This is a genomic window from Labrys sp. Lb11, from assembly GCF_057554225.1.
Window position 1 is genome coordinate 251,197 of record NZ_BAAJOT010000007.1, and the last position, 19,502, is coordinate 270,698.

Genomic DNA, 19,502 nt, shown 5'->3' on the forward strand with positions numbered 1-19,502 from the left:
GGAATGCTGGCGGGCAACCGTCGACGCGAAGCAAGCGGAGCGGCGCGACGCCCGGCGGGCGGGCAGGATTCCGCCCCCCGGACCGGCCATCCGCGCCGATCGTCTTTCAAAACGCGGGCCGAGACGCCATGCTGACGTCCCGAGCCGCGGAAACGACGAGGACGAATGCGCATCCTGCTGGTCGAGGACAATGCCGATCTGGCCGAATGGCTCGGCCGCCTGCTGCGCAAGAGCCGCTACGTCGTCGACTGCGTCGGCGACGGGGCCGAGGCCGACGCCGCGCTCGCGACGCAGTCCTACGACCTCGTCATTCTCGACATGGCCCTGCCGGAGCTGGGCGGCCTGGAGGTGCTGCGCCGGTTCCGGGCGCGCCGCGGCATGGCGCCGGTGATCATCCTCACCGCCAGCGACGCCGTATCCAGCCGCATCGCCGGGCTCGATGCCGGCGCCGACGACTATCTCGTCAAGCCGTTCGATCCTTTGGAGCTGGAGGCGCGCATCCGCGCCCAGTTGCGCCGCCGCCAGGCCGACCGCGCCGCGCGCCTGGCCTTCGGCCCGCTGGCGCTGGAGACGGACACGCGCCAGTTCACGCTGGCGGACGTGCCCCTGCCCCTGACCCAGCGCGAGCATGCGGTGCTGGAGGCGCTGCTGCTGGCCGCCGGCCGGGTCGTGTCGAAGAGCGCGCTGACCGAGACCGTGTTCGGGCTGGACGACGACGCCACCGACAACGCCATCGAGATCCACGTCCACAGGGTGCGCAAGAAGCTCGACGGCAGCGGCGTCGCCATCGGTACCCTGCGCGGCCTCGGCTACGCCCTGAGAAAGAGCGATGGCTAGGAGTCTGCGCGCCGAGCTGCTCGGCTGGCTCTTGCTGCCGCTGGCCGGGCTGGTGCTGTTCAACGGCTGGACCGCGCATCGCAGCGCCGTGACGATCGCCAACCTGGTCCTGGACCGGACGCTGCTGGCCTCGGCCCGGGTGATCGCCGAGCAGGTCAAGGAGACGGACGGTCAGGTCGAGGCGCTGATCCCGCCCTCCGCGCTGGAGATGTTCGCCTCGCCCGACCGGGACAGGGTGATCTACCGCGTGCTGGCGCCCTCGGGCGAGCTGATCGCCGGCTTCCCGGACATCCCGTCCCCGCCTGCGCCGCCGGCCGACCTCCAGCCGGTCTATTTCGACACGCGGTTCCGCGTCGACCCCGTCCGCGCCGTGGCGCTGGCCCAGCCCGTGGTCTCGCGGCGGACGGACGGCAACGCGCTGGTCGTCGTCGCCGCGACGCTTCGCGGCCGCGACCGGATGGTGACCGAGCTCTGGCTCCGGTCGCTGCGCGACCAGGCCCTGCTCGTCGGCATCGCGGCGCTGCTGGCCCTGTTCGGCCTGCATCGGGGGCTGGCGCCGCTGCTGCGCCTGCGCAGCGCCCTGATGTCGCGCGATCCGGCCTCGCTGCAGCCGCTCGAGCGCGAGGAGGTCCAGAGCGAGCTGCAGCCCCTGATCGACGCCCTGAACCAGGCCTTCGCCCGGGTCGGCAGCTATATCGCGCTGCAGCGGCGCTTCGTGGCCGACGCCTCGCACCAATTGCGCACGCCGCTGGCGGTGCTCAAGACGCAGACGGCCGTCGGCCTCCGGGACACCGACCCGACGGCCGGGGCCGAGACGCTGGCGGCGATCGACGGCGGCATCGACGCGATGACGCGGCTGGTGAACCAGCTCCTGGTCCTGGCGCGGGCCGAGCCCGGCGGTGCGGCCCTGCGCAAGGAGAGCGTCGACTTCGCCGCCGTCACCCGCGCCGCGCTGGAAGGCCTCGCCGCGATCGCCTTCGACCGGAGGATCGACCTCGCCTTCGAGGACGGCGAGGGCCCGTTCGCGCTGCACGGCCATGTGACGCTGCTGCGCGAGCTGGTGGTCAACCTGGTGGAGAACGCGCTGCGCTACACGCCGGAGGGCGGCGCCGTCACCGTGATGCTGACGCGCGGGAGCGACGCGCTGCGCCTTGTCGTCGAGGACACCGGCCCGGGCATCCCGGAGGCCGAGCGCGAGCGCGTCTTCGAGCGCTTCCACCGCCTCGCGGGCAGCGCTGTCGAGGGCACCGGCCTGGGGCTGGCGATCGTCAGGGAGATCGTCGCGGCCCATGACGGCCGCATCGCCCTTTCCGACCGCTCACCCCCGCCGGGCCTTCGCGTCGAGGTGGAGCTGCCGGCCGGGGCGCGGTGACACAGAGCAGGATAAGGCACTGGGGCCCTCTCCGCCGAAGGCGGGGAGGGTGGCGCCGCGAAGCGGCGACGGGAGGGGTGTGGTCCGCAAGTCTCGACCTCTGAATGGACCTGCATGACCATCGTGCCGGCCGAACACGGACTTGCACTTGCGGACCCACACCCCATCCGTCAATCCTTCGGATTGACCCCTTCCCCGCTTCGCGGGGAAGGCTTTTTGCATCCCTTTCCGGAACCGTGCGTCGCGCCTCAGTGCGCGTCCTGCAGCGGGGCTGGCCGCCAGGTCGCCAGCCGGTTCTCGACGAAGGTCATCAGGTACTCCGCCGCCAGCGCCACGACCATGATCACGACGATGGCGGCATACATGCCGGCGGCGTCGAAGGTGCCCTTGGCGATGTTGATCAGCAGGCCGATGCCGTGGCGCGAGCCGACGAACTCGCCCACGATGGCGCCGATGATGGCAAAGCCGAAGCTGACATGGAGCGAGGCGAAGATCCAGCTCATGGCCGAGGGGATCACCACCGCTCGGGTCAGCTGCCAGTTCCGCGCGCCGAGGATCTGGGCGTTGGCCATCAGGTTGCGGTCGGCCTCGCGCACGCCCTGGAACGCGTTGGCGAAGACGACGAAGAACACCATCACGAAGGCCAGCGCCACCTTGGAGGCGAGGCCGAGCCCGAAGACCATGATGAAGATCGGCGCCAGCACCACGCGCGGCACCGAATTGATCACCTTGATGTAGATGGAGAAGATGTCGGCCAGCATGCGGTTGCGGCCCAGCGCGATGCCCACGACGATGCCGGCGACCGAGCCGAAGGCGAAGCCGAGCAGGGCCTCCTCCATCGTCACCCACAGATGCAGCCAGAGCGGCCCTTCCGAGGTGCCATCGATCGTCCACTCGACCAGGCGGCTCCAGATCGCGGTCGGGCGCGAGAAGAAGAACTCGTCGATCAGGCCGGTGCGCGCGCCGAGTTCCCAGCCGCCGAGCAGGACGATCAGGATGGCCCAGCGCCAGAACAGCACGGTGCGCCGGCGATGGCGCGCGGCCCTGGCGGCCGCGGCCTCGATCTCGGCGTCGGAGGTCCCGGGGCGGAAGAGCGGAACGGTGGCGGAAGCTGCGTCGGTCATATCCCCTCTCCTCAGGCTGCGATGGCTTCGTCGCGCGCGGCGCCGCGCTCGACCTCGTCGCGCAGGTCGTCCCAGATCGTCCGCGACAGCGCGATGAAGTCCTCCTGGTAGCGGATCTCGCTGACGACGCGCGGGCGCGGCAGGTGGACGGGATAGACCGACTTGACGGTCGCCGGGCCGGAGGTCAGCACATAGACCTTGTCGGCGAGCGCGATCGCCTCCTCCAGGTCGTGGGTCACGAAGATCACCGAGGCCTTCGCCTCCGACCACAGCCCGAGCAGCACCTCGTGCATGATCACCCGCGTCTGCACGTCGAGCGCCGAGAACGGCTCGTCCATCAGCAGCACCTGCGGCTCGTTGATGAAGGTCTGGGCCAGCGCCACGCGCTTGCGCATGCCGCCGGAGAGCTGGTGCGGATACTTGCTCTCATGGCCGCCGAGATGGACGCGCTTCAGCCAGTCGCGCGCCTTGGCATAGGCCTCGGCGCGCGGCTTGCCGCGGAACAGCGGCCCGGCGACGACGTTGTCGATGACGCTGCGCCATGGAAAGAGCGCGTCGGTCTGGAAGGCGAAGCCGATGCGCGGGTCGATGCCCTCGACCGGGCCGCCGAACAGCCGGACCTCGCCGCTCGAGGGCCGGGCGAGGCCGGTGACGAGGTTGAGCGTGGTCGACTTGCCGCAGCCGGTCGGCCCGACCACGGCGACGAACTCGCCGCGGGCCACGCTCATCGAGAAGTCGCGGATCGCCGTCATCGACTTGCCGTCGGGCGTGACGAAGCGGCGGCTGACATTGATCAGCTCGACGGCAGGGCTCTCGCCGGCCTCGATTGCGGACATGGGACCTCCTTCGCCGCGTCGGCGGCGTGATCGAGGGGGATGGAATGGCGGCGTCTGGACAATCGGGCGGCAGCTCAGGCGCCGTTCGAGAACAGATGCTTCACATCTGGGTCGCGTGGTCATCCTGTGGGCGAGACGCGCCCCATGTCGGACATGTCGCGACGCTTGCGTCTTCCCTCCCCCTTGCTGGGAGGGATAAGGGGTGGGGGTCGTGGAGGACAGGACGAGCCCTACGACATGGACCCCCACCCCGATCCCCTCCCCGCAAGGGGGAGGAGATCGGCAGGCGTTGCGCCTGAAGCACTGAATTCCAGCACACCGCCCCTCACTTCGCGTTCTTGACGAACTCCGTCGTGTAGGTCTTCGACAGGTCGATCTGCTTGCCCTTGACGTTCTTGGAGAAGGAGGAGAGCACGGCGAGCACCGTCTCCGGGCCGCCCTCGGGCATCACGCCGTCGGCCGTGAACATCTCCTTGCCGGCGGCGAGGGCCTTCACATAGGCCTCCTTGTTGCCGACATAGTAGTCCTTCGGCATCTTGTCGGCGATCTCTTCGGCGCTGTGGGTGTTGATGTACTTCAGCGTCTTGACGAAGGCGTTGGCGAGCTTCTGCACGATCGGCTTGTTGGCCTCGACCCAGGCGGTCTGCATGTAGAGCGACGCGGCCGGATAGGTGCCGCCGAGCGCTTCCTTGGTCTTCTCGATGGTGCGCATGTCGACGAGGACGCGGGCTTCGCCGGTCGAGAGCAGGCGCGAGATGGTCGGCTCGGTGGTCATGCCGGCCTCGATCTTGTCCTGCTGCATGGCGGCGATGAAGGTGGCGCCGGCGCCGACCGGCACCGAGGTGAAGTCGCCGGTCTGCACGCCGGACTTCATCATCAGGTACTGGGTCAGGAAGTTGGTCGAGGAGCCGAGCCCGGTCACGCCCAGGTTCTTGCCCTTCAGGTCGGCCATCGACTTCACGTCGGCCTGCTTGGTCGAAACCAGCTCGACCTCGCCCGGCGCCTGGCTGAACTGGACGACCGACATGATGAACTTGCCCTTCGCCTGCAGGTCGATGGCGTGGTCGTAGAAGCCGACGACGCCCTGGACCGCGCCGGACAGCATCTCGTTCTCGGCGTCGACGCCCGCGGCCTCGTTCAGGAGCTCGACGTCGAGGCCCTCGTCCTTGAAGTAGCCGAGGCTCTCGGCCAGCTTGGCCGGCAGGTAGATCTGCTTCTCGTAGCCGCCGACCATGATGGTGACCTTGTCGGCGGCCGGCGCCGCGCCAGCCCCGGCGAGAAGGGCCGCGAGGGCAAGGGATGTGGTGAGGATGCGCGCGCGCATGGGCCGTCTCCTTGATTGCTGTCCTCCCGCGTCCGGTCCCCCTTTTCGGCGGGCTTCGTGGACGCGACGGCCCCGCGTTAGCGCGCCAAGCTTTCACCAAGCTTTCAGGCCCGGGTCGCAAGGGTGTGCCGGCGCGCTTCGCGTCGGGCGAGGCGCCCGGCCCCGGACTCCACAGCCGGATTGCGGTAGAAGAGAGACGGCCGGAGCGCCGGACCGGCGCCAACAGCAGAGGCGAGGACCATGAGCGAAACCACCGGAGGCGCCGCCCCGACCGAGGGCGAGATCGGCATCCTCGAGCGCCGGCGGATCGAGGCCGGCGTCATCGCGCCGATCTACGAGGCGATGCGCGAGGAGTTCGGCGAGGCCCGGGCGCAGGCGGTGCTGGAGCGGGCGATCCGCCGCGCCGCCATCGACGCCGGCCGCGGCTTCGCCGCCCGCACGCCCGGCGGCACCAGCCTGCGCAGCTTCCAGGAGCTGCAGGCGCTGTGGACCAGGGACGACGCGCTCACCGTCGAGGTGGTGACCGCCACCGACCGGCGCTTCGACTACAACGTCCACCGCTGCCGCTACGCCGAGACCTATCGCGAGATGGGCCTCGGGGCGATCGGCCACCTGCTCTCCTGCAACCGCGACGGCGCCTTCTGCCAGGGCTACGACCCGCGCATCAGGCTGACCCGCACCCAGACCCTGATGGGAGGCGCCAGCCATTGCGACTTCCGCTACGAGATGGTGGAGGCGAAGGAGGACGAGGGCAAGGCGTAGAGGCGCGGGCGGCGGCCGCGCCGGCTTCCGACCGGAGCCTCGAACCGGTCGGCCCGACGGCTGCTCCCGGCAATCCGGCGTCCCGCAGGGCGTCGCCAGGGGCTGCCGCCGACCCCGGAGCGCAGGTCGCGCCCGGGACTTGGCGGCCGTGGCGAAAGCCGGGGCGCGGTTCCACGACCCTGCCTCCTCGAGCCCCGAGCCTGGCGAGCGCCGCGCTCGGCTGCACATGGGTGCGGATCGCGTCAGCCGCCGGAATGCGCGCAACTTTCGCCCACCCGAGGCTCGCGCTCTGCTATCCTGCCGCATCTCGAACCCGGGAGGGGATTCCATGGCCTTGAATAGGCGCGGCTTTCTCGCGGGCGCCCTCGCCTGCCCGGTTTGCGCGGGCCTGGCGCGGGCCAGGGAGCCCGCCCACTGGACCTATGAGGGCCACGGCGGGGCGGCGCATTGGGGCGAGCTCGACAAGACGTTCAAGGCCTGCGCCGTCGGCTCGGAGCAATCGCCGCTCGATCTCTCCGGTCCGATCGAAGCCAGGATCGGCGCTCTCGACGTGACCTGGCAGCCGGAAGCCTATTCGATCGCCAACAACGGCCACACGATCCAGGCCGATGTCTCGGGCAGGAGCAGCCTCTCGTTCGAGGGCCGGACTTACGAGCTCAAGCAGTTTCACTTCCACACGCCGAGCGAGCATGCCGTCGACGGCAAGCGCACGGATATGGAAGCGCATTTCGTCCATGCCGACGGTTCGGGCAGGCTGCTCGTCCTGGGCGTTTTCATGCGCGCCGGCGCAAGGCATGACGGTTTCGCGGCGGTCATGGCCGCCGCGCCGAGGCGCGAGGGCGCCGGGACGCTGCCGGCGCCCGTGGACCCCGCGTCCTTCCTGCCGAAGGAGCGTACGCGCTACCGCTACGAAGGCTCGCTGACCACGCCGCCCTGCGCGGAAGTCGTGGACTGGAACGTCTTCGCCCAGCCGATCGAGGTCGACGCCGCCGACATCGCCGCGTTCAAGGCTCTCTTCCCCATGAACGCCCGGCCCCTGCAGGCACCCAACCGTCGCTTCGTGCTGAAAGGCGGCTGACGCCGGCCGAGCACCGTGAGCCTGGGCGGCGCGCATCACCCTCGCGGACGATCGTCTCGCCTGCGAGAGTGATGGCGCGCTCCCGCGGCAAGGGGTATGATCGCCGAGCACGTCGCCCGATGGCAACGGGCACGCGGCACGAAAGGGGGGCGGTGACGATCAGGGAGGACGTGTCATGCATGCAAGGACAGCTTGCCTCTTATGTGCGTTGGCTCTGGTTTTTCCTTCCGCTGCCGCCGCGCAGCAAAAGCAGATGACGGACAAGGAACTCCTCGCAAGACTTGCCGGCGCGGCGCCGGCGCGGGTCCTGGCGGACGCGACGGTCCTGAACATGGACGCGAGCGGGGAGATGAAAGCCGTCCGCAAGGGCACCAATGGCTGGACGTGCTTGGACCCGGGCAGCGCTCCGATGTGCGCCGACGCGGGCGCGATGGAATGGGCCAAGGCCTGGCAATCCAAGGGCCCCGCGCCGCAGAAGCTTGGCTTCATCTACATGCTGCGCGGCGACAACGGCGCCAGCAATACCGACCCCTACGCCAAGGGGAAGACCGCCGACAACCATTGGATCAAGACCGGGGCTCACGTCATGATCGTCGGCGCCGAAGCCAGGGACATGCTGCAAGGCTATCCGCGCGATCCCGACCCGGACCCGACCAAACCCTATGTGATGTGGGCCGGCACGCCCTATGAGCACCTCATGCTGCCGGTGAAATGACCGGGGGCGCCGAAGAGCGCCAGGGATCGGCGGCGGCGGCTTCGCAGGGGCCCAGCCACGCCGGCGCCCGACGACGTCCGATCGTGTCCTCGTCGGCGCGCCCGAGACGCCGCGCTCGCTCCGGCCCGAGGAGAGAGCCGTGCCGGGCATGAGAGGCATGAACGTCCTTTTCCCGGCGTGACGGTCACGCCGGGGATGCGGGCGGGGAAACCGGCGTGACGGGCCGCAGGCGCCGGCGCGCCTCATGACTGCGCTCGGCGGCCGGCGGAGGACGGGGCCGTCCGGGCGGCAGCCACGCGCCCCCGGTTCGCGGTCCAATTGTCCCGATCGCAGACAAGGCAAACCGTTCCGGCATGCCGTCGTTCCAGGTCACTCCACGCCGATGCGCTTCGCACCGTGTCGGAACAGTTTTTGGTCCTCGCGCGCAAACTGCATCGCGGTGAAGAGATCGTCGATGCGGTAGTCGGGGCGCGCGGCGTAGACTGCCGCCATGTGGGCGCGGGCCCCGTCCAGCCGGCCCGCCAGCGCCAGGCAGAAGGCGGCGATAGCCAGGCTGTGGGCGTGGGCATTGGGACGGCTGGCCGCCTTCATGCCCCACTCGGCCGCTTCATCGAACCGTTGCAGTCGCGCCAGCGCCATCGCGCGTGAGGCGAGCATTCCGAAAAGGAGCGGGTCGAACGGGCTCAGGTGCCGCGAGTGGTCGGAGGACGCGATGGCCGCGTGCGGGTCGCCGCCCCGCGCGTGGACGAAGGCGAGCATGTAATGGCCGAGGGCGAAGTTGGGGCTGATGTCGATCGCCTGCTCCAGCTCGATGATGGACTGGTCCTGGCGGCCACGCAGCCAGAGAGCCCGGCCCATCGCCCAGTGCGCGGCGGGATCGCGATCGTCGACCATCAGGCTTTGTCCTGCGGTCTCGAAAGCCCGGTCGATTTCCGGCTCACGCCTCCCCCAGCCTTGGAAGGCGCTCTGGAAATGCGTGAAGGACAAGCCGGCGAAGGCCCGCGCGAAGGTGGGATCGAGCCGCACCGCGGCCTCGAAAAAATGCCGGGCCCGCTCGTTCTCGGCTTGATTGAACCGGTACATGTGCCACAGGCCGCGGTGATGAGCCTCCCACGCGTCCAGCGAGCTCGGGGGCTTCAGGATCGCGCGGTTGCGCTCGATCATCTCGATCTCGCTGGCGATGGACGCGACGATCCTGTTGCCGATCTCGTCGAGCACGAGGAAGGTGTCGTCCAGCTTCAGATTGAAAACCTCCGCCCAGACGATGTGGGCCGTGTGCGCCTCGGCGAGCTCGACGGTCACGGCAAGGCGCTTTCCCTGCCGGTGCAGCGATCCGCCGACAACGTAGTCGACGTTCAACATCCGGCCGGCTGCCTCCGGACCGATGCACCGCTCGTGCAGGGCAAAGACCGTACCCTGGGCGATGACCAAAAGGGTCCGCAGCTTGGCGAGCCGGGTGATGACGTCGTGGGCGAGGCCGTCGGCAGCCCCGCCGCCGATCCCCGTCGCCGGGTTGCGATCGACGAACGGCATCACCGCGATCGAGGCACGGCGGCGCGCCACCGTCCCGGCGCCGGCATGGCCGCTGCTCGATTCGGGCGCCGGCACAGGCGCAACGGCCTGAACCCGTGGCGCATTGTCCGCCTGCCCGCGCGCGGCCTGCCACAAGGCGCGGATCGGGGCGTGGTCGAGACCTTCGGCCTCGAACAGCCGCGCCGTCGCCGCGAGGTGCTCCTCGCCTTCCCTCATCCGGCCACGCCGGGACAGCGCGTTCAGAAGGATCTCGTGCACGCGCTGATCGAATGGGGCAAGCTCGAGCCACTCCGCCAGATATTTGACCGCTTCGTCATCGCCGACGCGTCCGACGAGACGCTCCAGAAGCACGGCGCGACAGCCGCGGAACCTGCGCCGCTGCGCGATGAGCCAGCTGTTGAAGGCCGGGCTGCGGTCGATCTCCAGGCCTTCGAGAACGTCTCCGGCGAACATTGCGGCCAGCGTTCGAAGCCGCCCGGCATCGACCGCCTCGATGTCTTCCTGGACAGCCCGGGCGACCTCGATCGCGTCGACGAGGCAGTCCGCCAGATCAAGCCTGACGGTGTCCGACTCGGTTTGAACCCTTCGCCGGGCCGGCTCGTCGACGAGCCCCCTGATCTTGCTCAGGCACCAGCGAAGCTCGCCTCTCGGATCGTCGGCGACGTCCCAGAGCAGGTCGCAAAGCTGGCTGCGCGTCACGGCATGCGGCGCGAGCGCCAGATAGGCGAACAGCGCGCGCACCTTGCGCGATGCGGGCAGCGCGAGCCTGACGCCGCCGCGGCTGATCGTCAGCGGCCCGAGCAGGCGCACCTCGATCGCGGGGGCGCCGTCGGCCCGGCTCGCTCGGCTCGATTCCACGGGCAGTTCCGCGCCGACTTCCACGCTGCCCCCCACGGCTGGCCGCTAAGTTGAAATCGCGATCACCGCGCCCATGCGGCACCGGATCCGGCCGTCGCCTTGGCGCGGCGAGGCGGCACTATAGCAGAACGACCGTCCGAATGGAGACCATCCGGCGGGCCCGACGTCCACTGCTGCGGGAACGGAAATCCGCGTGCCGACGGCCGCCGACCCGAGTGCGGTCGAGGCGCGACGGCACGGCGCATGGTCCCCGGGCGACCATGCGGCCGCCGGCACCCATCTGACAGGAGACAAGCATGCCCATCGGACGTATCGGACCGGAATTCCTCGTCAACTCCACGCCAACAGGCCGCCAGAGCGCTCCAGCCGTCACGCCGCTCGCGGACGGGCGTTTCGTCATGGCATGGGCCTCCGACGACGGCAGCGACGGCGCGGGGTCCTGCATTCGCGCCCGGCTCTACAACGCCGACGGCAGCGACTTCGGCATCGACTTCCTCGTCAACTCGACGACCGCCGGCGGCCAGTACGAGCCGTCGGTGACGGCGCTGGCGGATGGCCGCTTCGTGATGACCTGGACGTCCGAAGATCCCGGGGACGGTTCGCAGCGCTGCATCCGTGCCCGCGTTTTCGACGCCGACGGCAGCGCCTTGGGCGACGACTTCATTGTCAACTCCACGGCCACCGGCTACCAATTTTCCCCCACGGTGACAGCGCTCGCGGACGGGCGCCTCGTGATGACCTGGACGTCCGACGATACCGGCGACGGTTCGAAGGATTGCATCCGTGCCCGCATCTTCAATGGCGACGGCAGCGCGGCCGGCAAGGACTTCATCGTCAACTCCACAGGCACGGGCGATCAAGGCTATTCGTCGGTGACGGCGCTGGCGGATGGTCGCTTCGTCGTGACATGGGAATCGGAGGATCCCGGCGACGGCTCAGGCGATTGCGTTCGCGCCCGCATCTACAACGCCGACGGCAGCGCGGCCGGCAAAGATTTCATCGTCAATTCAACGACGGAGGGTGATCAGGCGGGAACGTCGATCACCGCGCTGGCGGACGGCCGCTTCGTCGTGACATGGGACTCGGACGATCCCGGCGATGGCTCGGGCTATTGCGTTCGCGGCCGCGTCTTCAACGGCGACGGAAGCGCTGCGGGCCAGGACTTCATCGTCAACACCATGACCTTGGGCAGTCAAACTTATCCTTCGGTAACGGCGCTGGCGGACGGCCGCTTCGTGGTGACGTGGGAGTCCAGCGGCAGCGACGGCTCGGGGTTCGGCATTTGCGCTCGCCTCTACAACGCCGACGGCAGCCCGGCCGGAAACGACTTCGTCGTCAACACGACGACAATGAACAACCAGATCCAGTCCGCGGTGACAGCGCTTGCGGACGGCCGCTTCGTGGTCACGTGGGAGTCCGACATCGGCGACGGCTCGCAGAGCTGCATCCACTCGCAGGTGTTCGATCCCACCGTGTTCGTCGGCACCGCGGGCGCCGACACCTGGCGGGGCGGGAGTTTCGCCGACCACATCTACGGCAGCATGGGCGCCGACACCCTCTCCGGCCTCGGCGGCAACGATACGATCAACGGCGACAGCGGCGATGACAGGATTGACGGCGGCACGGGCAACGACCGGCTGCAGGGCGGCACCGGCGATGACAAGATCGACGGCGGCGCCGGCAACGACACGCTCATCGGCGGCACCGGCAACGACACGCTTAACGGCGGCGCCGGCGACGACGTCTATTATGTCGACAGCCTCGGTGACGTGGTGAGCGAAGCGGCCGCGGCCGGCACCGACACGATCCACTCGACCGTCAGCTACTCGCTGGCCGGCCGCTACGTCGAGACGCTCCTCCTCGACGGGCCGGCCGCCATCAACGCCACCGGCAACAGCCAGGCCAACATCATCACCGGCAATGCCGGCGCCAACATCATCCAGGGCCTCGGCGGCGACGACACGCTCAGCGGCGGCGGCGGCGCCGACCGGTTGATCGGCGGCGCCGGCCACGACGACCTGACCGGCGGCACCGGCGCGGACCGCTTCGTCTTCCAGGCGCTCGGCGACAGCACCGTCGCCATCGCGGGGCGGGACGTGATCAAGGACTTCAGCCAGGCCCAGCTCGACAAGATCGACATCTCGGGCATCGACGCCAACACCGCGGTCGGCGGCGACCAGGCCTTCAGCTTCATCGGCACCGGTGCCTTCACCCACCATGCCGGCGAGCTGCGCTATGCGGTGTCCGGCGGCAGCGCGATCGTCTATGGCGACGTCAACGGCGACGGCACGGCGGACTTTTCCGTCTACGTCGCCAACATCACCGCGCTGGCCGCCGGCGAGTTCATCCTGTAGCGCGCTGCGGGATCGAGGCGAAGACCTCCTCCGCCCGCCCGGCGGAGGAGGGCTTTCGAATTACGACGCCGTTTTGCCCAGTCCGTGATCGCGATCCGCTGGGCCTGTCGGAGCTCGAGCCGATCAGCCCGAGACGCCCCGGGACTCCCGCACGCCGTTTCCCGTCCCCTGTCACGCAGCCTGGGAAGGCCCGCCCGGAGCCGGCGAAGCGCCCGCGACCGTTGCCCCGGCCCGGCCCGACGCCCGCCCTTGCCGCGGCGCCGCCCATGCAGATCCCATCTCGCGCAAATCCTCCGGATCTGCAATCCTGCGGCGGCTGCGGCATCCCTCCCCGCAGCCGCCTGGTCCGGGCGACCGGTCGGGGCGTCGAAGTCAGGAATGCGGAACGGATCGCCGATGGCTGCCAGCTCGCTCCCCGCCACCCCGCAACCGGTCGTGGCGAAGCTCACGCGGGCGGCCATCTTCCTGGTCGTGACCATCGATCCCGGCGCGGGGCCCGAGACGGCGGTGCGCGCCCTGTGCGCCGATCTCCCGGCGCTGCTGCGCGCCATCGGCTTCCGCGACCTGGAGGGCAGGCTCTCCTGCGTCGCGGCCTTCGGCTCCGCCGCCTGGGACCGGCTGTTCGGCGCCGGCCCGAGGCCGCGGGAGCTGCACCCCTTCCCCGAGATCCGCGGCAAGCACCATGCGGTCTCGACGCCGGGCGACATCCTCTTCCACATCCGCGCCGCCCGGATGGATCTGTGCTTCGAGCTGGCGACGCAGATCATGGCCCGCCTCGACGGCGCGGTCTCGACGGTCGACGAGGTGCACGGCTTCAACTATTTCGACGATCGCGACCTGATCGGCTTCGTCGACGGCACCGAGAACCCGGTCGACGAGGACGCGGTCAGGGCCGCCGTCATCGGCGAGGAGGATCCTGCCTTCGCCGGCGGCAGCTATGTCGTCGTGCAGAAATACCTGCATGACCTCAAGCGCTGGGACGCGGTGCCGGTGTCCGAGCAGGAGCGCATTGTCGGCCGGCACAAGCTCTCCGACATCGAGCTGGACGACGCGGTCAAGCCGAGCTACGCCCACAACGCCCTGACGACGATCGTCGAGAACGGCGAGCAGCTCGAGATCCTTCGCGACAACATGCCGTTCGGCAATCCCGGGACCGGCGAGTTCGGCACCTATTTCATCGGCTATGCCCGCTCCCCGCGCCGGATCGAGCAGATGCTCGAGAACATGTTCATCGGGCGTCCGCCCGGAAACTACGACCGGCTGCTCGATTTCAGCCGCGCGGTGACGGGGACGCTGTTCTTCGTGCCCTCCGCCACGTTCCTGGAGGCCGTCGCGCCGGAAACTGCCCCCACGCCGCCGCCGGCCAGCCCGCCCGAGGCGGAGCCGGGCGCGGAAGGCCCGGCCCGCAAGCGCTCGTCGCCGGGCGATGGCTCGCTCGGCATCGGATCCCTGAAGAATGAGGCCGGACATGAATAACCTGCATCGGGACCTTGCCCCCATCTCCGACAGCGCCTGGGCCGAGATCGAGGAAGAGGCGACCCGCACGCTCAAGCGCCATCTTGCGGCGCGGCGCGTCGTCGATGTCGTCGGCCCGCAGGGGCTCGCCTTCTCCGCCGTGGGGACCGGGCATGTCCGGCCGATCCAGGGGCCGTCCGAGGGCGTCCAGTCCGTGCAGCGCGAGGTCAAGCCGCTGGTCGAGCTGCGCGTGCCTTTCGAGCTGTCGCGCCAGGCCATCGACGATGTCGAGCGCGGCGCCGCCGATTCCGACTGGGCCCCGGTGAAGGAGGCGGCGCGCAGGATCGCCTTCGCCGAGGACCGCTCGGTCTTCGAGGGCTATGCCGCGGCCGGCATCCAGGGCATCCGCGAGGCCTGCAGCAATCCGGCCGTGCCGCTGCCCGCCAATGTGAAGGGCTATTCGGACGCCGTGGCGCGGGCGGTCGGCGATTTGCGGCTGGCCGGCGTCGACGGCCCCTATGCCCTGGTGCTGGGCGGGAAGGCTTACACCGCGGTGAGCGGCGGCAGCGACGACGGCTACCCGCTCTTCCACCACATCGAGCGCATCGTCGACGGCGGCGTCATCTGGGCGCCGGCGCTCGAAGGCGGCTTCGTGCTGTCCACGCGCGGCGGCGATTTCGAGCTGGACATCGGCCAGGACCTGTCGATCGGCTATCTCGGCCATTCCGGCACCAGCGTGACGCTCTACCTGCAGGAGAGCCTCACCTTCCGGGTGCTGACGACGGAAGCGGCCGTCGTCCTCGCGCTTCCGGCGAAATAGGCGGCGCGGTCCGCCTCGACGGTCCGGACGCCCGTCCCGCAAACGACGCGGGCCCACAGGGGAAGCCCCCTCGGCGGCGCATCCGGCGGCGGCCGAGGCGCGGTGCCCGGCCGCGGCATCGGGCAAGGACCGTGTCGGCCGGCGCCGCGCCGGGCGCGACCTCGTCTCCAATGTCGTCGATCCCCGGGCCGCCAGCGACAAGACCCAATATGTCTACGACGCCAAGGACCGCCTGATCACCCGGACCGATCCCCTGGCGCATGACGACACGGTCGGTAGCTATGACGGCTTCGACAATCCGCTGACGACGACGGACCGCAAGGGTCAGGCCGCGACCTGCACCTACGACGCCCTGGGCCGGGTCGCCACGGCGGTCCTGGCCGACGGCCACAGCCTCGCCTACACCTGGGACGCCTGACCTCGGAAACGGTGAGCCAGGGCTCCCTCATCCTCGGCGCCGTCACCTACACCTACGACAACGCCGACCGCCGGGCGACGATGGACGTGCCCGAGCAGGCGCAGGTGGTCTATGCCTTCGACAATGCGGACCGTCTGACGGCCGTCACCCAGGGGACCTCGGTCGTCAGCTTCGGCTATGACGCGGTGCGCGCCCTGCGCGCCAATCTCCCGGCGCTGCTGCGCGCCGTCGGCTTCCGCGACCTGGAGGGCAGGCTCTCCTGCGTCGCGGCCTTCGGCTCCGCCGCCTGGGACCGGCTGTTCGGCGCCGGCCCGAGGCCGCGGGAGCTGCACCCCTTCCCCGAGATCCGCGGCAAGCACCATGCGGTCTCGACGCCGGGCGACATCCTCTTCCACATCCGCGCCGACCGATCCGAATGGACAAGCACCAATGAAAGGTCCCATGTCACTTCCCCTTGGAAGGGCAGAGAAACGCTTCTTGGAAATTTGTCACAAAATTCCTGCGCATGAATTCATTGAACCTTATGGAGGCGGGCGGATCTGTTTCTATAAATGCCCTTTTACTATAGAATTTGAGTATCGCGGCTCCTTCTGCCCCGACACTATGCCGAGAGGGAAATTTCAATGATCCACCGACTATCGAAGAGAGAAATAAATGTATTACAAAAGATACAGTCATACATCTCCGACGAAAAACTATTCATCGGTAAATTTTACTATTTCTTGGGGCACTCGCTCGTACAATTTTATTCTACAATAGATGATAATTTATATCTTGCAGATATTGTATTGTTTAATGTATCCAGGCATCAAAACTGCGATGAGATCTCCAATCCCAATAAACCACTCAATGTAACAAATTTTAAAATTCTAAAATCGGATCCACTTGGCAGAAAGGGACTTTCGTTTGAATTTAACGACAAAATCATTTCTAAAAAATACAACATATACTTCGACGATATTGCGTTTTACGCAAGAGATCGAAAATTGTGAGACGCTATTAATGAAAGCAGAGCATCACCTGTAGACTGCCCCTCTTGTGCGATAGAGACGTTTAGGGTGATAGGGCTCATCGGAGGCTCGTGTCCGACAAGCCCAAGCTCACGACAAGCGGTTTCTCATCCTCCTCCACGCAGACGCAGAACGCACCCCGGAAACCGGCGGGGTACCGACCGCCGCAACATGGCCCGACGCCCACTCCTGTCGCGGCACCGCGGATACAGATCCCATCTCGCGCAAATCCTCCGGATCTGCAATCCTGCGGCGGCTGCGGCATCCCCCTCCCCGCAGCAGCAGGTTCCGGGCGACCGGCCCGGATGTCGAAGTCAGGAATGCGGAACGGATCGCCGATGGCTGCCAGCTCGCTCCCCGCCACCCCGCAACCGGTCGTGGCGAAGCTCACGCGGGCGGCCATCTTCCTGGTCGTGACCATCGATCCCGGCGCGGGGCCCGAGACGGCGGTGCGCGCCCTGTGCGCCGATCTCCCGGCGCTGCTGCGCGCCGTCGGCTTCCGCGACCTGGAGGGCAGGCTCTCCTGCGTCGCGGCCTTCGGCTCCGCCGCCTGGGACCGGCTGTTCGGCGCCGGCCCGAGGCCGCGGGAGCTGCACCCCTTCCCCGAGATCCGCGGCAAGCACCATGCGGTCTCGACGCCGGGCGACATCCTCTTCCACATCCGCGCCGCCCGATCCGAATGGACAAGCACCAATGAAAGGTCCCATGTCAATTCCCCTTGGAAGGGCAGAGAAACGCTTCTTGGAAATTTGTCACAAAATTCCTGCGCATGAATTCATTGAACCTTATGGAGGCGGGCGGATCTGTTTCTATAAATACCCTTTTACTATAGAATTTGAGTATCGCGGCTCCTTCTGCCCCGACACTATGCCGAGAGGGAAATTTCAATGATCCACCGACTATCGAAGAGAGAAATAAATGTATTACAAAAGATACAGTCATATATCTCCGACGAAAAACTATTCATCGGTAAATTTTACTATTTCTTGCGGCACTCGCTCGTACAATTTTATTCTATAATAAATGACAATTTATATCTTACAGATATTGTATTATTCAATGTATCTAGGCATCAAAACTGCGTTACTAAATATATTATACCCATAGCAAATGAAAATTCACTCTCAACCTATATTTCATCTGAATAGTTTCGCGATAAATATCAAAAAATTGACTCTCGATACATAGAGAAATTATTTAAATACGCGCAGAGTTTGCATTCAACGGATGCGACTACGGTAGGGCAATTTGCGGACGCATTGCCTGGCTTCGAGACGGGCAGCATCACAAGTTTGCGATTACGGGCCCACAGGGGAAGCCCCCTCGGCGGCGCATCCGGCGACGGCCGAGGCGCGGTGCCCGGCCGCGGCATCGGGCAAGGACCGTGTCGGCCAACCCCGGCGCCGCGCCGGGCGCGGCCTTGACCAATCCGGCGACAGCCTCGGCGCCTATGGCTCCGTCGGCGCGACCAGGGCCGTCTTCAAAAGGTTCGGCAGCACGCCCCGGCGCTTGGCCTCGTAATAATAGCCGCTGGCATAGAGCGAGACGGCGCGGTCCTCGTTGCCGCGGGCCACGCGCCAGGCATTGGCGAGATAGGCGACGCCATAGGTGAGGTTGGTGTCGGCGTCGAGCAGGCCCGGGCCGCCGCCGCGATAGCCCATGCCGCGGGCGGTATCGACCCGGATCTGCATCAGGCCCCAATAGGGACCGTTGCGGACCTTCGGATTGAAGCGGCTCTCGCGCAGCACCACGCGTCGGACCAGGCTCTCCGGCACCTTGTAGCGCTGGGCGTGGCGGACGATCAGTGCTTCGACCGTCTCTGGGACAGGCGCTGCCGCGGGCGCCGGCACTTCGACCACCGCCAGCTTCGCCGGGACGGCGACCGGTTCGGCCGGAACGGCCTGGAGCGAGACCGGCTTGACGGTCGCCACCAGCCTGGCCGGCACGGCGGTGGGCAGGCCAGGCGCCATGGCCATGGCGGCAGCCACCGGCTTGGTGATCGTCACCACGCGCCTGGCCGGCTGGGCGGCAGGCTGGGCCGGCGCCGCGACCATAGCCTCCGCCGGCTTCACGGCGACGCCGGGCTTCACCGCGGCGGCAGGCTTTGCGGCCGGGGCCGGCCCGGCGACCGACCCCGGCTTGGCGCCCTTGCCGGCCTGCTTGTTCGGATCGGCGACCATCTCGGCCGCGGGAGGCAGGAGAGCTGCCGCCTGCAGAGCCGGATGGATCGGCGGCTCGCCTTGGGTTGCGGCCGGAACCGCCGCCGGCGCTGCGGCCGGCTGGGGTGGAGCGGCCGCGACAACGGGCTCGGCCGGTGCCGCCTTGGCTGCGCCTCGCCTGGCCTTCGCGACCGGCTTGCCGGGCTTGCCGGCAGGCGCAGCGGCTGCCGGCACATCGGCGGATGCCAGCGTCGCGGCCGGCTTTGCCGGAACGGCGGCAGGCGCTCCGGGGACCGCCGCGACCGCAGGCTCGGCCGGCGCCGCCTTGGCCGCGGCCCGCCGGGCCTTCGCGACCGGCTTGCCGGGCCTGCCGGCCGGCTCGGCCGCTGCCGGCGCATCGGCGGACGCGAGCGTGGCGGCCGGCTTTGCCGGAACGACGGCAGGCGTGCCGGGGACCGCTGCGACCGCAGGCCCGGCCGGCGCCGCCTTGGCCGCAGCCCGCCTGGCTTTCGCCACCGGCTTGCCGAGCTTGCCGGCCGGCTCGATGACCGCCGGTTTCGCGTCTTGCGCCGCCCGCATGGCCGGCGCGGCCTCGGGATCGGCGGAGGCAGCCGCCTCCGCAGGCCCGGCCGAAGCCGGCGCCTTCTTCTTCCTGGCAGCCGCTCTCTTGGCGGCCGCCGCCGGCTTGGCAGCCTCCACGACCGGCTCCGCCGGGGCCACGATGGCGTCGACCGCAGCCTGCTTGGCAGCGGCCTGGGCGGCCATGGCGGGGGCACCGGCACCGGCCAGGAGCAGGCCGGCAAGGGAGAGCCGAAGCAGCATGGAGGGACCTTCCGCGTCGTGATCG

At 68.4% G+C, this 19,502-nt stretch carries 13 protein-coding genes and 2 pseudogenes; 10 read left to right on the plus strand and 5 right to left on the minus strand.

From position 1 onward, the window contains the following. The first annotated feature begins 165 nt into the window (after positions 1 to 165). Both AC27L4_RS26180 and AC27L4_RS26185 read left to right on the plus strand, forming a co-directional pair. Positions 166 to 837 carry a response regulator gene (locus AC27L4_RS26180; protein ID WP_487145478.1) on the plus strand — a complete coding sequence of 224 codons (672 nt, stop codon included), beginning with the start codon at positions 166 to 168 and terminating at the stop codon, positions 835 to 837. Continuing rightward, the gene (locus AC27L4_RS26185) at positions 830 to 2,209 is read left to right on the plus strand and encodes a sensor histidine kinase (protein WP_487145480.1); all 1,380 of its coding nucleotides are present in this window, start codon (positions 830 to 832) and stop codon (positions 2,207 to 2,209) included. The genes AC27L4_RS26180 and AC27L4_RS26185 overlap by 8 nt, the downstream gene beginning before the upstream one ends. A 248-nt stretch (positions 2,210 to 2,457) precedes the next feature. On the opposite strand, the gene AC27L4_RS26190 is transcribed toward AC27L4_RS26185, so the two are convergent. From AC27L4_RS26190 to AC27L4_RS26200, 3 genes are all read right to left on the minus strand, one after another. Continuing rightward, positions 2,458 to 3,333 (minus strand): ABC transporter permease, encoded by an 876-nt coding sequence (locus AC27L4_RS26190; RefSeq protein WP_487145481.1) that lies wholly within the window; start codon positions 3,331 to 3,333, stop codon positions 2,458 to 2,460. 11 nt (positions 3,334 to 3,344) lie between these two features. Further along, a complete protein-coding gene (locus AC27L4_RS26195) occupies positions 3,345 to 4,169 on the minus strand; it encodes an ABC transporter ATP-binding protein (RefSeq protein WP_487145483.1) in 825 nt (274 codons plus the stop codon). 325 nt (positions 4,170 to 4,494) lie between these two features. Continuing rightward, complete coding sequence (locus tag AC27L4_RS26200; protein ID WP_487145484.1) at positions 4,495 to 5,493, minus strand: ABC transporter substrate-binding protein; 999 nt, start codon at positions 5,491 to 5,493, stop codon at positions 4,495 to 4,497. 240 nt (positions 5,494 to 5,733) lie between these two features. Here AC27L4_RS26200 and AC27L4_RS26205 point away from each other — a divergent pair, with 240 nt between their 5' ends. The 3 genes from AC27L4_RS26205 to AC27L4_RS26215 all read left to right on the plus strand — a co-directional run bounded on the left by AC27L4_RS26205 (position 5,734) and on the right by AC27L4_RS26215 (position 8,048). Then, positions 5,734 to 6,255 carry an L-2-amino-thiazoline-4-carboxylic acid hydrolase gene (locus AC27L4_RS26205; RefSeq protein ID WP_487145485.1) on the plus strand — a complete coding sequence of 174 codons (522 nt, stop codon included), beginning with the start codon at positions 5,734 to 5,736 and terminating at the stop codon, positions 6,253 to 6,255. A gap of 328 nt (positions 6,256 to 6,583) precedes the next feature. Next, positions 6,584 to 7,333: a carbonic anhydrase gene (locus AC27L4_RS26210; protein ID WP_487145487.1), complete on the plus strand. Its 750-nt coding sequence runs from the start codon at positions 6,584 to 6,586 to the stop codon at positions 7,331 to 7,333. A 253-nt stretch (positions 7,334 to 7,586) separates the two neighbouring features. Then, positions 7,587 to 8,048, plus strand: coding sequence for a hypothetical protein (locus tag AC27L4_RS26215; RefSeq protein ID WP_487145488.1), 462 nt, complete (start codon positions 7,587 to 7,589; stop codon positions 8,046 to 8,048). A gap of 369 nt (positions 8,049 to 8,417) precedes the next feature. On the opposite strand, the gene AC27L4_RS26220 is transcribed toward AC27L4_RS26215, so the two are convergent. Continuing rightward, on the minus strand, positions 8,418 to 10,463 hold the full coding sequence (locus tag AC27L4_RS26220; protein WP_487145489.1) for a transcriptional regulator: 2,046 nt from the start codon (positions 10,461 to 10,463) through the stop codon (positions 8,418 to 8,420). Between the two features lie 272 nt (positions 10,464 to 10,735). Here AC27L4_RS26220 and AC27L4_RS26225 point away from each other — a divergent pair, with 272 nt between their 5' ends. The 5 genes and pseudogenes from AC27L4_RS26225 to AC27L4_RS26245 form a co-directional block, all read left to right on the plus strand. Further along, a complete protein-coding gene (locus AC27L4_RS26225; protein WP_487145490.1) occupies positions 10,736 to 12,793 on the plus strand; it encodes a calcium-binding protein in 2,058 nt (685 codons plus the stop codon). A gap of 396 nt (positions 12,794 to 13,189) precedes the next feature. Continuing rightward, on the plus strand, positions 13,190 to 14,269 hold the full coding sequence (locus tag AC27L4_RS26230; RefSeq protein WP_487145491.1) for a Dyp-type peroxidase: 1,080 nt from the start codon (positions 13,190 to 13,192) through the stop codon (positions 14,267 to 14,269). Beyond that, the gene (locus AC27L4_RS26235) at positions 14,262 to 15,068 is read left to right on the plus strand and encodes a family 1 encapsulin nanocompartment shell protein (protein WP_487145492.1); all 807 of its coding nucleotides are present in this window, start codon (positions 14,262 to 14,264) and stop codon (positions 15,066 to 15,068) included. The genes AC27L4_RS26230 and AC27L4_RS26235 overlap by 8 nt, the downstream gene beginning before the upstream one ends. A 603-nt stretch (positions 15,069 to 15,671) precedes the next feature. Continuing rightward, positions 15,672 to 15,890: pseudogene (locus tag AC27L4_RS26240) on the plus strand (Dyp-type peroxidase domain-containing protein); the annotation flags it as partial. Positions 15,891 to 16,834: 944 nt separating this feature from the next. After that, positions 16,835 to 17,167 (plus strand): annotated as a pseudogene (locus tag AC27L4_RS26245) (Dyp-type peroxidase domain-containing protein); the annotation flags it as partial. A gap of 777 nt (positions 17,168 to 17,944) precedes the next feature. Here AC27L4_RS26245 and AC27L4_RS26250 read toward each other — a convergent pair. Then, positions 17,945 to 19,477 (minus strand): transglycosylase SLT domain-containing protein, encoded by a 1,533-nt coding sequence (locus AC27L4_RS26250; protein WP_487145493.1) that lies wholly within the window; start codon positions 19,475 to 19,477, stop codon positions 17,945 to 17,947. Positions 19,478 to 19,502: the final 25 nt, after the last annotated feature.